Genomic DNA, 14,281 nt, shown 5'->3' on the forward strand with positions numbered 1-14,281 from the left:
ACGGAGGAGACGGACCGTCAGTCGCGGTCGCCGCCACCGCCCAGGTGGTGCACCCGCACCATGTTGGTGGTGCCGGGGACGCCGGGGGGCGAGCCCGCGGTGATGACGACGGTGTCGCCGTCGTTGAAGCGGTTGAGGTTGCGCAGCTCGGCGTCGACAAGCTCGACCATCGCGTCGGTGTTGTCGACGTGCGGCACGACGTAGGTGTCCACGCCCCAGCTCAGCGTGAGCTGGTTGCGGGTCGACTCGTCGGTGGTGAAGGCCAGGATCGGCTGGGCCGCGCGGTAGCGCGAGAGCCGGCGGGCCGTGTCACCGGACTTGGTGAAGGCGACCAGCGCCTCGCCGCCCAGGAAGTCCGCGATCTCGCACGCGGCACGGGCCACCGAACCGCCTTGCGTACGCGGCTTCTTGCCGGGCACGAGCGGCTGCAGGCCCTTGGAGAGCAGCTCCTCCTCGGCCGCCGTGACGATCTTCGACATCGTCTTGACGGTCTCGATCGGGTAGGCGCCGACGCTCGACTCCGCGGACAGCATGACCGCGTCCGCGCCGTCCAGGATCGCGTTGGCGACGTCGGAGGCCTCGGCGCGCGTGGGGCGCGAGTTGGTGATCATCGACTCCATCATCTGGGTCGCGACGATCACCGGCTTGGCGTTGCGGCGGCACATCTCCACGAGGCGCTTCTGCACCATCGGGACCTTCTCGAGCGGGTACTCGACGGCGAGGTCGCCACGGGCCACCATCACGGCGTCGAACGCCGCGACGACGCCCTCCATGTTGGCGACGGCCTGCGGCTTCTCCACCTTGGCGATGACGGGGACCCGGCGGCCCTCCTCGTCCATCACCTTGTGGACGTCCTTGATGTCGCCCGCGTCGCGCACGAAGGAGAGGGCGACCATGTCGCAGCCCATCTTCAGGGCGAAGCGGAGGTCCTCGATGTCCTTCTCGGAGAGCGCGGGCACGTTCACGGCCGCGCCGGGCAGGTTGATGCCCTTGTGGTCGGAGATGACACCGCCCTCGACGACGATCGTCTTCACGCGCGGGCCGTCCACCTCGACGACGCGCAGCTCGACGTTGCCGTCGTTGATGAGGACCTGGTCGCCCTTGGAGACGTCCCCCGGCAGACCCTTGTAGGTGGTGCCGCAGATCGACTTGTCGCCGGGCACGTCCTCGGTGGTGATGGTGAACTCGTCACCGCGCACCAGCTCGACGGGGCCCTCGGCGAAGGTCTCCAGACGGATCTTCGGGCCCTGGAGGTCGGCGAGGACACCCACGGCGCGGCCGGTCTTCGCGGCGGCCGCGCGGACACGGTCGTACCGGCCCTGGTGCTCGGCTTGCGTGCCGTGGCTGAAGTTGAAGCGGGCCACGTTCATGCCGGCCTCGATCAGCGAGACGAGCTGCTCTTCGGAGTCGACGGCGGGGCCCAGCGTGCAGACGATTTTGGAACGGCGCATGGGGCGATCCTATCGGTTTGTTTCGCTTCGGAATATTCCGTCTGGTGGAATCTACAAATGGGCGGAAGGCCGCTCAGGCGTTGCGGTCACCGACCAATGCATACGTCTGATCGGCGATCTCCAGTTCTTCGTCGGTGGGCACCACGGCGACGGCCACGCGCGCGTACTCCGGCGAAATGAGCCGGGCTTCGTCGGAACGTACGGAATTGAGTGCGCCGTCCACCGCGAGCCCCAGCTCCTCCAGGCCCGCCACCGCGGCCTCCCGCACCGGAGCGGCGTTCTCGCCGACACCGGCCGTGAACACGACGGCGTCCACCCGGCCGAGTGCCGCGTAATAGGCGCCGATGTACTTCTTCAGACGGTGGATGTAGATCTCGAAAGCGAGTGCCGCCTCTTCGTCACCGGCGTCGATACGGCGCCTGATCTCCCGCATGTCGTTGTCGCCGCAGAGGCCGATCAGACCGCTCTTCTTGTTGAGCAGAATGTCGATCTCGTCGATGGACATTTTGCCGACCCGGGCGAGATGGAAGATCACCGCCGGATCCATGTCGCCGGACCGGGTACCCATCACGAGCCCCTCCAGCGGCGTGAGCCCCATCGACGTGTCGACGCAGCGACCGCCCCGCACCGCGCTCGCCGACGCTCCGTTGCCCAGGTGCAGCACGATGACGTTCACGTCCTCGGGTGCCTTGCCGAGCAGCCGCGCGGTCTTGCGCGAGACGTACGCGTGCGAGGTGCCGTGGAAGCCGTAGCGCCGCACGCGGTGCTCGTCGGCCGTCGCCACGTCGATCGCGTAACGCGCCGCGGACTCCGGCATCGTCGTGTGGAACGCGGTGTCGAAGACGGCGACCTGGGGGAGGTCGGGGCGGAGCGCCTGGGCGGTGCGGATGCCGGTGATGTTGGCAGGGTTGTGCAGCGGGGCCACCGGGACGAGGCGCTCGATCTCCTTGAGGACCGCGTCGTCGATCACCGTCGGCTCGGTGAACTTCAGGCCGCCGTGCACCACACGGTGGCCGATCGCGGCCAGCTCGGGGGAGTCGAGGCCGAGCCCGTCGGCGGCCAGCTCGTCGGCGACGGCCCGCAGCGCCGCCTCGTGGTCCGCTATCGGCTCCTCGCGCTCACGGGACTCGGCGCCGCCGCCGGTGAGCGGGGTGTGCTTCAGCCGCGACGTCTCCTCGCCGATCCGCTCGACCAGGCCGACGGCCAGGCGTGAGCTGTCGCGCATGTCGAGCAGCTGGTACTTCACCGACGAGGAGCCGGAGTTGAGGACGAGTACGCGAGTGGCGGTCACTTGAATGCGGCGCTTTCTGTGGGGGGAGTTGCTGGGCGGGCGGCGGGGGTTACTCGCCGGGCGTCTGGGACTGGATCGCCGTGATGGCGACGGTGTTGACGATGTCCTGGACGAGCGCGCCCCGGGACAGGTCGTTGACCGGCTTGCGCAGGCCCTGGAGGACCGGGCCGACGGCGATCGCGCCGGCCGAGCGCTGCACGGCCTTGTAGGTGTTGTTGCCGGTGTTGAGGTCCGGGAAGATCAGCACGCTGGCCTGGCCCGCGACCTCCGAGTCGGGCAGCTTGGTGGCCGCGACGGAGGGCTCCACGGCGGCGTCGTACTGGATCGGGCCCTCGATCCTCAGGTCCGGCCGGCTCGCCCGCACCTTCTCCGTGGCCTCGCGCACCTTGTCGACGTCGGCGCCCGAACCGGACGTGCCGGTGGAGTACGAGAGCATCGCGATCCGCGGGTCGACACCGAACTGCGCGGCGGTCGCCGCGGCCTGCACGGCGATGTCCGCGAGCTGCTCGGCGTTCGGGTCCGGGTTCACCGCGCAGTCGCCGTAGACCAGGACCTTGTCGGCGAGGCACATGAAGAAGACGGACGAGACGATCGAGGCGTCCGGCTTGGTCTTGATGATCTCGAAGGCGGGCCGGATCGTCGCGGCCGTGGAGTGCACGGAACCCGACACCATGCCGTCGGCCAGGCCCTCCTGGACCATCAGCGTGCCGAAGTAGTTCACGTCCGCCACCACGTCGTACGCCAGCTCGACGGTGACGCCCTTGTGGGCGCGCAGCTCCGCGTACTTCCCGGCGAAACGATCCCGCAGCTCGGAGGTCTGCGGGTCGATCAGTTCGGTGTCGGCGAGGTCCACGCCGAGGTCGGCGGCCTTCTTGCGGATCTGCTCCACGGGCCCGAGCAGCGTCAGGTCGCACACGCCCCGGCGCAGCAGGACGTCGGCGGCGCGCAGCACGCGCTCCTCGGTGCCCTCGGGCAGCACGACGCGGCGGCGGTCGGCGCGGGCCCGCTCCAAGAGCTTGTGCTCGAACATCATCGGCGTGACGCGGTCGCTGCTCGGCGCCGAGACGCGGCCGAGCAGGCCCGCGGTGTCGACGTACCGCTCGAAGAGGCCGAGGGCGGTCTCCGCCTTGCGGGGCGTGGCCGCGTTCAGCTTCCCCTCCAGGGCGAAGAGTTCGGCCGCCGTGGGGAAGGAGCCGCCGGAGACGGCGACGACCGGGGTGCCGGGCGCGAGGCGGTCGGCGAGGGTGAGGATCTCCGGGCCCGGCTGTTCGTTCAGGGTCAGCAGGACGCCCGCGATGGGCGGCGTGCCCGCGCTGTGCGCGGCGAGCGAGCCCACCACGAGGTCGGCGCGGTCGCCGGGGGTGACGACCAGGCAGCCCGGGGTCAGGGCGTTGAGGAAGTTCGGCAGCATGGCGCCGCCGAAGACGAAGTCCAGGGCGTCGCGGGCGAGCCCCGAGTCGTCGCCGAGCAGGACCCGGCCGCCGAGGGCGTGGGTGATCTGGGCGACGGTCGGCGCGGAGAGCGCGGCCTCGTCCGGCAGGACGTAGCAGGGCACGGGCAGGCTCGCCCTCAGCCGCTCGTGGATCTCGTCGCGGTCGGCCGGGGCCACCCGGTTGGTGATCATGGCGAGGACGTCACAGCCGAGGGAGTCGTACGCCCGGTAGGCGTTGCGGGTCTCGGCGCGCACCGACTCGGCGGTCTGCTTCCTGCCGCCGACCACGGGGATCACGGAGGCACCGAACTCGTTGGCGAGCCGGGCGTTGAGCGCCAGCTCGTCGGGGAGCTGGGTGTCCGCGAAGTCCGTGCCGAGGACGAGGACCACCTCGTACTCCCCGGCGACCCGGTGGAAGCGGTCGACGATCCGCGAGACCAGCTCGTCGGTGCCCTGCTCGGCCTGGAGCGCGGACGCCTCGTGGTAGTCCATGCCGTACACCGACGCGGCGTCCTGCGAGAGGCGGTAGCGGGCCCGCAGCAGGTCGAAGAGGCGGTCGGGCCCGTCGTGGACGAGCGGCCTGAAGACGCCGACCCGGTCCACCTGGCGGGTCAGTAGCTCCATGACTCCCAGCTCGACGACCTGGCGGCCGTCGCCGCGATCGATCCCGGTCACGTACACGCTGCGCGTCACGCGTGCTCTCCCCTTCTTCGCTGCCTGGTGCCTGCCGGCCGTGCCGCTTCTTCGCTGCCCGGCGCCTGCCGGCCGTACCGCCGACCGGCTCTGCCGGGCCGGACAAATGACCCGATATCGCGGCTGTGCCCTCTTGACAATACCTCTGCGGCTGGCTAGGTCGCCCGCCGGACGTAAGGCCCGGCGGGCCTGGTACCAAGGTCCCTTCCCGCCTCTCGCACAGCCATCCGTCGGACATGCGTGAGCGGCGACCCCCTTCCGGCCGTGGAACAATCGGACCGGCTCACAAGTACCAACAGCGAGCAGGAGACACAGCGCGATGCGTATCGGAATTCTCACCGCGGGCGGCGACTGCCCCGGCCTCAACGCAGTGATCCGGTCGGTCGTGCACCGTGCCGTGACGCATTACGGCGACGAGGTCATCGGCTTCGAGGACGGCTACGCGGGCCTGCTCGACGGGCGCTACCGCCCCCTCGACCTGAACGCGGTCAGCGGCATCCTGGCCCGCGGCGGCACCATCCTCGGCTCCTCGCGCCTGGAGCGCGACCGCTTCCGCGCGGCCTGCCACAACGCCAAGGAGCTGATCGAGAAGAGCGGCTTCGACGCGCTCATCCCGATCGGCGGCGAGGGCACCCTGACCGCGGCGGGCATGCTGGCCGACGCGGGCGTGCCGGTCGTCGGCGTCCCGAAGACGATCGACAACGACATCTCCTCCACGGACCGCACCTTCGGCTTCGACACGGCGGTGGGCGTGGCCACGGAGGCCATGGACCGCCTGAAGACGACCGCGGAGTCCCACCAGCGCGTGATGGTCGTCGAGGTCATGGGCCGCCACGCGGGCTGGATCGCCCTGGAGTCCGGCATGGCCGGCGGCGCCCACGGCATCTGCCTGCCCGAGCGTCCGTTCGACCCGGCCGATCTGGTCGCGCTGGTCGAGGAGCGGTTCGCGCGCGGCAAGAAGTTCGCGGTGATCTGCGTGGCCGAGGGCGCGCACCCGCTGGACGGCACGATGAACTACGGCAAGGGCGCGATCGACCAGTTCGGCCACGAGCGCTTCCAGGGCATCGGTACCGCACTGGCGTACGAGCTGGAGGCGCGCCTCGGCAAGGAGGCCAAGCCGGTCATCCTCGGCCACGTCCAGCGCGGCGGCACCCCCACCGCGTACGACCGCGTCCTCGCGACCCGCTTCGGCTGGCACGCGGTGGAGGCGGTGCACCGCGGGGAGTACGGGAAGATGACGGCGCTGCGGGGCACGGACATCCGGATGGTGCCGCTGGCGGAGGCGGTCACGGAGCTGAAGACGGTGCCGAAGGACCGGATGGACGAGGCGGAGTCGGTGTTCTAGCCCCTGGGGGGCTTCTAGCTCCTGAGGGGCCTGGCCCCAGGAAGTTTGCCCCTAGGAGGCTTGGCCCCCACCGCGGACGAGGGGCCAGAAATGGTCGAGGATCCGCTCCAGATAGTCCCGCCCGGCCTCGCCGGACGCGTCCGAGCCGGCGCCGCCGCCCCAGCTGAGCGTGCGCGCCATCCGTGACTGGTAGTCGTCGTGCATCTGGCGCAGTACGTCCTCGATGTGCCGCCGCTCCACGGCCAGCAGCTTGGCGACGGGCCGCACGTACCCCTGCCAGCGGGTCGTGACGGCGCTGCGCAGCAGCTCGGCGAGCGGCTCGGAGCGCCCGGTGACGGTCGCGAAGTCGGGCAGGGAGAGGCCGAGGGCGCGGGAGAGGGCGGCGGACTGCCGCTCGTTGCCGCGCCAGCTGTTGGTCTCCTCCATCCGCAAATACGCCTGGATCTCCACACCGGCCTGCCGGGCGATGTCCTCGGGGGCGAGCCCCCGGGCGATCCGGTGCTCCCGCAGGGTCCGGGCGGCGCCCATCAGCTCCCCGGGCGAACACCACAGCGTCGCCGCCAGCGCGGTCAGCTCGGCGGAGGTGGGCGCGGTGAGGCCGCGCTCCCAGGCGGCGACGGTGTCGGCGGTGATGTACGTGAGCCCGAAACTGGCCCGCATCCCGTACGCGACATGTCCATGTGCCATCCCCAGCGCCTCACGCAGGCGCCGGGCGGCGGGGAAGTTGAAGGGGGGTGTGGGTTGGCTCGGGTGGCTCGATTGCACGGGCACACGGTATGGGGGTGGGGGCGTGGTGACTACGGTGTGTTTCTACGAGGTTGCGGATTGGTGGGAAGGTACGGGCCCGGCCCCGCCTCGGAGCGGGCGTCCTTCCGGGCCTCTTTGATCCGGCGGGGCTACAGGAGCGAGAGCGCGGCGTCGACGATTTGGTCCATCGCCGCCACGTGGATCTGCTCGCCGGAGGTGGTGGACTCGACGCGGTAGCCGCCGCCGCGCAGAGGCGAGACCCTGATCTCGCCCGCCTGCCGACTCGTGTGGTCCCGGGAGAGGCGGAGCATTCCCATGCTGTAGAAGGGGAACAGGGAGCGCAGTCGCTCTTGGGCATGGATTTCGCGGGTCAACGGCAGGTAGTCGGCGAACGCGTCGTCACGCAGAAGGACGTCCCATTGTGTCGCGACAGGATCCCCGTCCTCATTCGCCTGTGCGAGTTCGTTGTACTCCATGAAGGGGTGACGGGAATGCAGGTCTTGCAGCGTCGCACCGCTTTGCCAGGCGAGCACCACGTCCACGACGTCGCCGAAGTCGTCGGTGACGCCTTCCATCCATGAGTGCCGGACGTTCGCCGTGCTGATGAAAAAGCGTCGCTCCTCGGCCCCGAGGTAGATCATGATGGTCCCTCTCCCCGACAGCAGCTTGGCGCTGTTGGGGTCCTCCAAGGAGGGTGAGGTCGCCCCTTCGATCAAGCCGAGGTCCTCGCCCCGCCGACCGGCCGCGTGTGCCAAGGCCTGCTGCAGGCCGCCGAGTTCGGCCAGGTCCGGGTAGAGTTCTTCTCTCATGTCACCATTCTAGATCGGCTGTCGTTATCCCCTGTCATGTAATGAACGGCCGGATTCTCCCCATGCTCTCCCAGTCCGGCTCCGTCATGCCCTCGATGACCTTGCCGTCCTTGTCGTAGAAGGTGACGGAATCCCAAGTACGTCTCCCGTGCTTGACCGTTCTGGCGATCAGTCCCATCTCTTCTTCCGTCGCATGGAAATTGGGGCCATCATGTCCGAGCCCTCTCTTTGCCATGCCTACGAAGCCGTCGGCGGGGAACCCCTTGGTGTTCACATGGAGTCTCACTGACCCGTCCTCGATCGCGGCGAAGACGGGACCTCGCCACTCGTCGGGACTGAGATCCATGTAATGAGTGAAATTTCTCTGCTCCGCGAATTTCTTGGTGTCGCCGAATCGATACCCCAGGGCTACGTCACAGGGGGCGAGCCCCAGAGGGTCGGCCCAGAGAAGAGGGTTGCTGACATAGGCGAAGGGATCGGGTGCCGGTCCGAGGCCCAGAAGGTCGGGGGAAAGGTAGCGAGCACTTTCGGGGTCGTAGTGCCGGAAGTGGTTGTAGTGGAGACCGGTCTCAGGGTCGAAGTACTGCCCGGGAAAGCGGAGCGGAGTGTAGGCGGTGCTGTCGGCGGCCCAAGCGGTGATGCCCCACAGGGTGGTGCGGGCCCGCCAGGCCGTCTCGCCCCGCTCGTCGACGAGTTCGGTGGGGGCGCCGACGAGGTCGGTGACGATGGCGAAGAAGCGGCTGTCGATCTCCTCCTGAGGAGCGTCCACGACCGCGGTGATGCGCTCCGTCTGGGAGATGGGGTGCAGACCCTGGTGGTCCCAGGTCAGGGTGACGGGGTGCGGCATGTCTCGCGAGACGGTGGTCTGCTCGCAGAGCGTGGTGCCGTCCCACGAGAAGACGGTTTCCTCGACGACGGCCTCTCCGTCCGGGGTGAGCCGTTGCTTGGCGGTCCGGCGGCCCAGCGGGTCGTAGGTGTAACGCCACCGGGTGCCGTCCGGAGTGACGACGGACGTGAGGCGGTCCTCGGCATCCCAGGTGTAATGCCAGGTGGCCGGCTTACGGGACAGCCGGACCTTCTGCCGCAGAACGACACGGCCCTGGGCGTCGTATTCGTAACGGATGCCGCCTGCCCGCCTGACGCGGGTGCCGGCGTAAGAACGCTCTCCGGTCGCTTCCTGGCCGGGGTGCCGGTCCGGCCAATCGGCCTCGGTCAGCCTGCCCGTCTCGTCGTAGACATATCGTTCAGTCCACTGCTCGCTGTGAACGGCGGTGACCCGGCTCGCCGCGTCCAGATCGAACGTCCGGACCCCCGAGGACTGATCGGCGACCCTGGTCAGTCCGTTGTCCGCCCCGTAGACGTAAGAACGGTGCTGCACCATTCGGCCCTCGGAGGTGACGACTGACTGAGCGCTGAGACGTCCCATCTCGTCGAAGGCGTGGGAGAGGGTGACCTGCTCGCCGATGTGCCGGGAAACCTCGCGGCCTGTTTCGTCGTGCGTGAAATCGATGACCCTGCCGCAGGTGTCGAGCCGTGTGGGGCGGCCCGAGGCGTCGTAGGTCCACGTGCTCAGCGCACCGGACGGAGTGGTCCGGCTGAGGGTGCGCCCCTCGGCGTCGTACGTGCGCAGCGTGGTGCGACCGTCGACGGTCTCCGCCAGGACGTGGCCGAAGTGGTCGCGCCCGAGGATCAGTTCGGACTCCGGACCGATCGCGTGGGTGAGGTGACCGCGCAGATCGTACGTGAAGGTGGTGACGGCTCCCGCGGCGTCCTTTCGAATGGTCTGGCCCAGTGCGTTCCGCTCGAACGTGACGGTCTCCCCGGCACCGTTCGTACGTGCTGCCAGACGACCGGCGGCATCGTGCTCGTAAGTGACCGTGCGGCCGTCGAAGTCGGTCTCGGACTCCGGTTGTCCCGCGGCGTCGTAGCGGTAGGTCCACTGCAGGCCCAGAGGACTGCTGACCTGAGTGAGCCGCAGTGAGGGATCGTGGACGAACTCATACCGTGCCCCGTCGGGCGAGGTGCGGGCGGCGAGCAGGTCGAAGTGTGTGTACTCGAAGCGCGTGGTGCGCCCCAACGGGTCCGTGTGACTCGTGCGGTTGCCTTCTCCGTCGTACGTCCATGTGTCGGTCGTACCGTCAGCACCCGTACGCCGGGTCAGTTGCCCCTCGGTCGTCCACTCGAACCGAACGGTGCCCCGGTTCGTGTCCGTGACCGAGATGGGGAGCCCGAAACCGTTGAGTTCCCATGTGGTGGTGGCCTCCGATGAATCGGAGGCTTCGACGGGGACGCCTGCCGCGTCACAGCGCACCGTGGCGGTGAGCCCCCGCGCGTCGGTCACCGAGAGGAGGTGACCCGACGCGTTGAACGTGCTGGAGGTGACGCGTCCGGACGGATCGGTGACGGACGTGCAATTGCCGCTTCCGTCGTAGGTCCGCCGCCAGGCACTTCCGTCCGGCAACCGGAGGGCGGTGGGCAGGTTCAGGTCGTTGTACGTGTAGCGGCTGACCGCGCCGTCCGGTCTAGTCACCTCAAGGAGTTGCCCAAGGGCGTTGTTCACATAGCGGGTGGTGTTCCCCAGGGCGTCGGTCCAGGACGCGATGTGGTGGTGCTCGTCGTACCCGGTGACGGCGGTGTGCCCCAAGGGATTCGTCTCGGCGACGACCTGGCAGTGCTCATCGATCGCGAAACGGGTGGTGGCGCCTTCGGCGGTGGTGTGTGCGGTGATCCGACAGTTCGGCCACTCCGGATCCGGGATGTCGTAGGCGAATGCCCCCGCGACGAAGCCGTTGTCGGCGTGCTGGCTGACACAGCGATCCGCTTCGTCGTAGTCGTAGAAGTAGTGCCGCTGGTTGGTGTCTTGCCATGAGGTGATGCGCAGTCGCTCGTCATACGTGAAGCGCAGGGGAAGGCCCGAGGAGCCCGTGACGCTGGTGAGGTTGCCATCGGTGTACCCGTACCGCCTGAGCACGACGTCCGAGCCGTCCTCGGCAGCGCCCGCGAGGCGCAGGACGGTGACGCGGTCGGCCTCGACGGTCAACTGCAGGTGGTAGCCACCGCTGTGCCGGATGGCTTGCGGGGTGCCCTCGGCGTCGTGGTCGAAGTCGATGGTGTTGTGGTTGCGGTCGGATATGCGTGTCAGGAGGGCCACGCCGTCGGCGGGGTCAGGCGGGGTGAAGTGGCGGGTGAGGCCGGTGAGGGGGTCGGTGATGCGGTAGCCGCCGTCGTCCAGGCGGTGCAGCGGTCGGCGAGGGCCGGAGTCGGGCAGTACGGGTGCGTCCGGTCCCTGGGGGTGGGGGTAGGCGAGGAGCATGCCGTCCTCGGTGACGAAGACGACGCCGTCCTCGTCGACTTCGAGGCGCTGGTCGATGGTGGAGGTCCAGGTGGGGCCGAACCAGCCGCCGCTGCGGTAGCCCGAGGCGACCCGGCGGGTGAAGACCAGCGGCAGGGTGCCGGGCAGCGTGACGTCGGTCGCGTCGAGGAACATCTGCCCGGTGGCCACGTCCACCGGGTCGCCGCAGCCCTTGATCTTGCTCTTGACCCGGTTGTACGCGCCCTTCGCCCCGTCCTTCAGCGCGGTGCGGGCGGACTTGAAGCCCTTCAGTCCGCCCTTGAGGCCTTTCAGCCCCTTGCCGAGTTTGGCGGCGGTGGTCAGGCCCTTCATGCCGGGTACGCAGTCCAGCGCGGCGAACGCGACATCCATCAGGCCCGCCTGGCCTTTTCGGTATTTGTTGAGGGTGTCGGCCAGCACGATCGCCCCGGCGATGATGACGATGGCGGCGAGGATGGGGCCGCCGACGATCATCGCGATGATGCCGACGACGGCGACGACGACCTTGCAGACCGCGACGATGGTGTCCCAGTTGTCGGAGACCCAGTCGCCTATCTCCTCCCACCACTTGCGGTTGCGTATGCCCGCGTCGGAGGCCTCGTCGATCTTCCGTTTCGCGGTCCCGGCGGCCTCCTGACGCATCTTGCGGGCGTCCTCGGCCATCTTCTTCGCCGCGTCAAGCGCGCTCTTGGCGGCATCCACATCGCCCTGCGCCGACTTCTGCGCCTTCTCGGCCGAGGCCGCGTTACGGGTAGCGGCGCGGACCTTCGACTCATCCGGCTTCGGCACATCCTTGCCCGAGCCCTTGTCGTCCTTGTACTTGTCGGCCTCCTTGCCCGCCTTCTCCACCCAGGAGTCGGCCGAGGTGAGGCGGGACTTGGCGGAGGACAGGTCGGCCTGGGCCTCGCGGCCCTTGGCCAGGGCCTTGTCGGCCAGGGACTGGGCGCGCTCCAGCTCCGGCCAGTACGCGGCCAGCGCGTCGCCGGCCATGCCGTAGGACTTCTTGAGCTTCTTCAGCTTCTCCGGGGCCTTCTCGAACTTCTCCGTGAAGCCCTCGGCGGTCTTGCCCGCCCACTTGAGGATCGCGTCCTCGCCCGCCATCCCCTTGATGTCCCGCAGCACCTTGCCGACATCGTCGGAGAAGTCGTGCAGGTCCTTGGCGAGCTTGCGCACCCGGTCCGGGTCGCCCGGCGTCGGGTCCTTGTCCAGGTCCAGGACATGCCAATCCCGCGGCCGATTCCCCGCCATACCGCAACCCCCGTCACTGCCAGACCTGCCGCAATCGTATGCACAGGCGAAGCTACCGAATGTGCGTTCGCGTGCGAGAGGGGTCCGATGGTCCGGCGCGTTGGTGCTTCGCCCCTAGCGGTTGATGGCCTGGATCTCCTGGACCACCACGTCCTGCTCCGCGCCGAACTCGCCGTCGGGGAGCTGCCGTTCCCCGTCCACGCCCGTGCCGGTCCAGCGGATCTTCCACGTGACCGTCGCCTTCAGCGGGTACGAGCCGTCGCCCGATGAGCGCAGGTACTTCACGCCGCAGGGCGGGTCCTGTTCCGACTTGCCCTTGGCGTACGGCTCACCGATCTTGCCGTCGACGATCTCGCAGACGCCGGATCCGGGGTACGTCTCGGCGTCCGGCGTGCCGGGGTCGATCCTCAGGGAGATCGGTTCGGCGGTCGTCGTCGCCTCGATGTCCAGTACGTCGACCCTGGCCGTGACCGACACCGGCTTGAACTCCGCGCCGTCCAGCCAGGCCCAGGTGGGGAGGTTGACCTTCGTCTCCGCCTCCGGCGCCAGGGACACCTTCGTACCGGGGACGCGGATCCGCGCGTACGCCAGCTTCGCGAGGGTCTCCGCGTCGATGACGGGCAGGCCGGGCGGCGGCGGCTCGTTCTCGTCGACCCAGAACGTCTCCTTGTCGCACTTGTCCCAGCCGGGCGGGTACGTCTCGTTGGGGAACCCCGTCCACCAGTAGCCCTTGCCGGCCTTGTCGAGGTTGAAGTTCTTGTACGGCTCGCCCTCGACGTAACGCTTGCGCTGTTCCAGGTCCCACGAGTGGCCCGTGGAGTCCACCGCCCAGACCGCCTCGCGCTCCTTCTTGAACTGGGCGGGGGTGTAGGCGGGGCCGTACCAGCAGGGGGGCGGGCTGTAGTCGCCCGCCGGGGCGATGGGGCCGGCCTTGGGGCCGGTGCCGTTCTTGGAGGTGTCGTAGCTTATGCCGCCGGCGGTCGCCGTCAGCGACCCGTCCTTCTGGCCGCCCGACACCTCGGGCGGGGGCGCCGCGGTGCCACCGCCGATTCCCTTTTCGGCGTTGGCCGGCGTGGCGGACAGGGCCACACCGGCCAGCACCGCCAGCGCTGTCAGAGCCGCGGACCTCTGCTTCATGGCTGGCATTTGTCGCTCCCCCGTGTCGCGTTCAGTTCCGTGGTGACCCAGACGCCCGCGTCGTTCCTGGACAGCTTGGCGGCGTAGAGCACGTAGCTGTTCTTGGTGGCGGGGCCCTTGTCGACCTTGTCCTTCTTGAGGTACTTGTCGTACGCCTTGCTCTGGTCCTCGCAGTAGGTGAGGGCCGCGGTGCCGCCGTCTCCCGTGACGGTCGCGTCGTAGTAGCGGTAGGCACCAGTGGTGCGCGCGTCGGCCTTCACGTAGGCCTGGATGTACTTCTGCGCGTTGGCCGCCGCGTCGCCCTCGTAGTAGAAGCGCAAGGCCTTGTGGGTCGGGGCCTTCTCGGCGATGGCCATGTCGATGGCCTTGATCGCCTGTTCCCGGTCGGCCAGGACGGCGTCCTTGGTCTTGTCGCCCGTCTTCGCCCAGCTGAAGGTGAACGTGACGTCGGACGGCAGCTTGATCTCAGGGCGGTCCGCGCCCTGGGCGGGCTCGCTCGGCGGGGGCGACTTCTTCTCCTCGCCCTGCCCGGCGCCGGCGATCTTGTCGTCGCTCCCGGCAGGCTTCTCGTCACTGCCGCAGGACGTCAGAAGCAGGGCCGCGGACGCGGTGAGCGCGGCCGTCGCGAGGCGGAGGGGGCGGTTCACTGTCGGCTCCTGGCAGGTGGGGGAGAGGGCGCGGGCTCAGCACGCTAGTGCGAAGCCGGGGCCGATACCAGGGAGATGTGTCGGTAGGAATGGGGCGCCTGGGACGTATCGCCGCGGCGGCGTGTCACAGTTCTGTGCCCGCCGCCAGGG

9 protein-coding genes are annotated in these 14,281 nt (G+C 69.1%); 1 reads left to right on the plus strand and 8 read right to left on the minus strand.

What is annotated here, in order from left to right:
• Positions 1-17: 17 nt before the first annotated feature.
• From pyk to pta, 3 genes are all read right to left on the minus strand, one after another.
• A complete protein-coding gene (pyk, locus tag DMA15_RS26010) occupies positions 18-1,451 on the minus strand; it encodes a pyruvate kinase (RefSeq protein ID WP_125515177.1) in 1,434 nt (477 codons plus the stop codon).
• A 73-nt stretch (positions 1,452-1,524) separates the two neighbouring features.
• The gene (locus DMA15_RS26015; protein ID WP_125515178.1) at positions 1,525-2,742 is read right to left on the minus strand and encodes an acetate kinase; all 1,218 of its coding nucleotides are present in this window, start codon (positions 2,740-2,742) and stop codon (positions 1,525-1,527) included.
• Between the two features lie 49 nt (positions 2,743-2,791).
• On the minus strand, positions 2,792-4,867 hold the full coding sequence (gene pta, locus DMA15_RS26020) for a phosphate acetyltransferase (RefSeq protein WP_125515179.1): 2,076 nt from the start codon (positions 4,865-4,867) through the stop codon (positions 2,792-2,794).
• Positions 4,868-5,186: 319 nt separating this feature from the next.
• Between pta and DMA15_RS26025 the strand changes: the two genes are divergently transcribed.
• Positions 5,187-6,212, plus strand: coding sequence for an ATP-dependent 6-phosphofructokinase (locus DMA15_RS26025; RefSeq protein WP_125515180.1), 1,026 nt, complete (start codon positions 5,187-5,189; stop codon positions 6,210-6,212).
• 51 nt (positions 6,213-6,263) lie between these two features.
• On the opposite strand, the gene DMA15_RS26030 is transcribed toward DMA15_RS26025, so the two are convergent.
• The 5 genes from DMA15_RS26030 to DMA15_RS26050 form a co-directional block, all read right to left on the minus strand.
• Positions 6,264-6,977 (minus strand): XRE family transcriptional regulator, encoded by a 714-nt coding sequence (locus DMA15_RS26030; protein ID WP_240659932.1) that lies wholly within the window; start codon positions 6,975-6,977, stop codon positions 6,264-6,266.
• Between the two features lie 131 nt (positions 6,978-7,108).
• The gene (locus tag DMA15_RS26035; RefSeq protein WP_125515182.1) at positions 7,109-7,768 is read right to left on the minus strand and encodes a DUF6193 family natural product biosynthesis protein; all 660 of its coding nucleotides are present in this window, start codon (positions 7,766-7,768) and stop codon (positions 7,109-7,111) included.
• A 34-nt stretch (positions 7,769-7,802) separates the two neighbouring features.
• The gene (locus DMA15_RS26040; RefSeq protein ID WP_125515183.1) at positions 7,803-12,347 is read right to left on the minus strand and encodes a DUF6531 domain-containing protein; all 4,545 of its coding nucleotides are present in this window, start codon (positions 12,345-12,347) and stop codon (positions 7,803-7,805) included.
• A gap of 114 nt (positions 12,348-12,461) precedes the next feature.
• Complete coding sequence (locus DMA15_RS26045) at positions 12,462-13,493, minus strand: hypothetical protein (RefSeq protein ID WP_125515184.1); 1,032 nt, start codon at positions 13,491-13,493, stop codon at positions 12,462-12,464.
• Positions 13,481-14,131, minus strand: coding sequence for a hypothetical protein (locus DMA15_RS26050; protein ID WP_125515185.1), 651 nt, complete (start codon positions 14,129-14,131; stop codon positions 13,481-13,483). Before DMA15_RS26050 ends, DMA15_RS26045 begins: the two co-directional genes overlap by 13 nt.
• Positions 14,132-14,281: the final 150 nt, after the last annotated feature.

It is taken from the genome of Streptomyces sp. WAC 01529, from assembly GCF_003945545.1.
Classification (GTDB): domain Bacteria; phylum Actinomycetota; class Actinomycetes; order Streptomycetales; family Streptomycetaceae; genus Streptomyces; species Streptomyces anatolicus.

Excerpts from the sequence above, each read along its gene's own strand:
- DMA15_RS26040 (WP_125515183.1), bottom strand. The coding sequence starts at position 12,347 with ATGGCGGGGAATCGGCCGCGGGATTGGCATGTCCTGGACCTGGACAAG.
- DMA15_RS26025 (WP_125515180.1), top strand. The coding sequence starts at position 5,187 with ATGCGTATCGGAATTCTCACCGCGGGCGGCGACTGCCCCGGCCTCAAC.
- pyk (WP_125515177.1), bottom strand. The coding sequence starts at position 1,451 with ATGCGCCGTTCCAAAATCGTCTGCACGCTGGGCCCCGCCGTCGACTCC.
- DMA15_RS26045 (WP_125515184.1), bottom strand. The coding sequence starts at position 13,493 with ATGCCAGCCATGAAGCAGAGGTCCGCGGCTCTGACAGCGCTGGCGGTG.
- DMA15_RS26035 (WP_125515182.1), bottom strand. The coding sequence starts at position 7,768 with ATGAGAGAAGAACTCTACCCGGACCTGGCCGAACTCGGCGGCCTGCAG.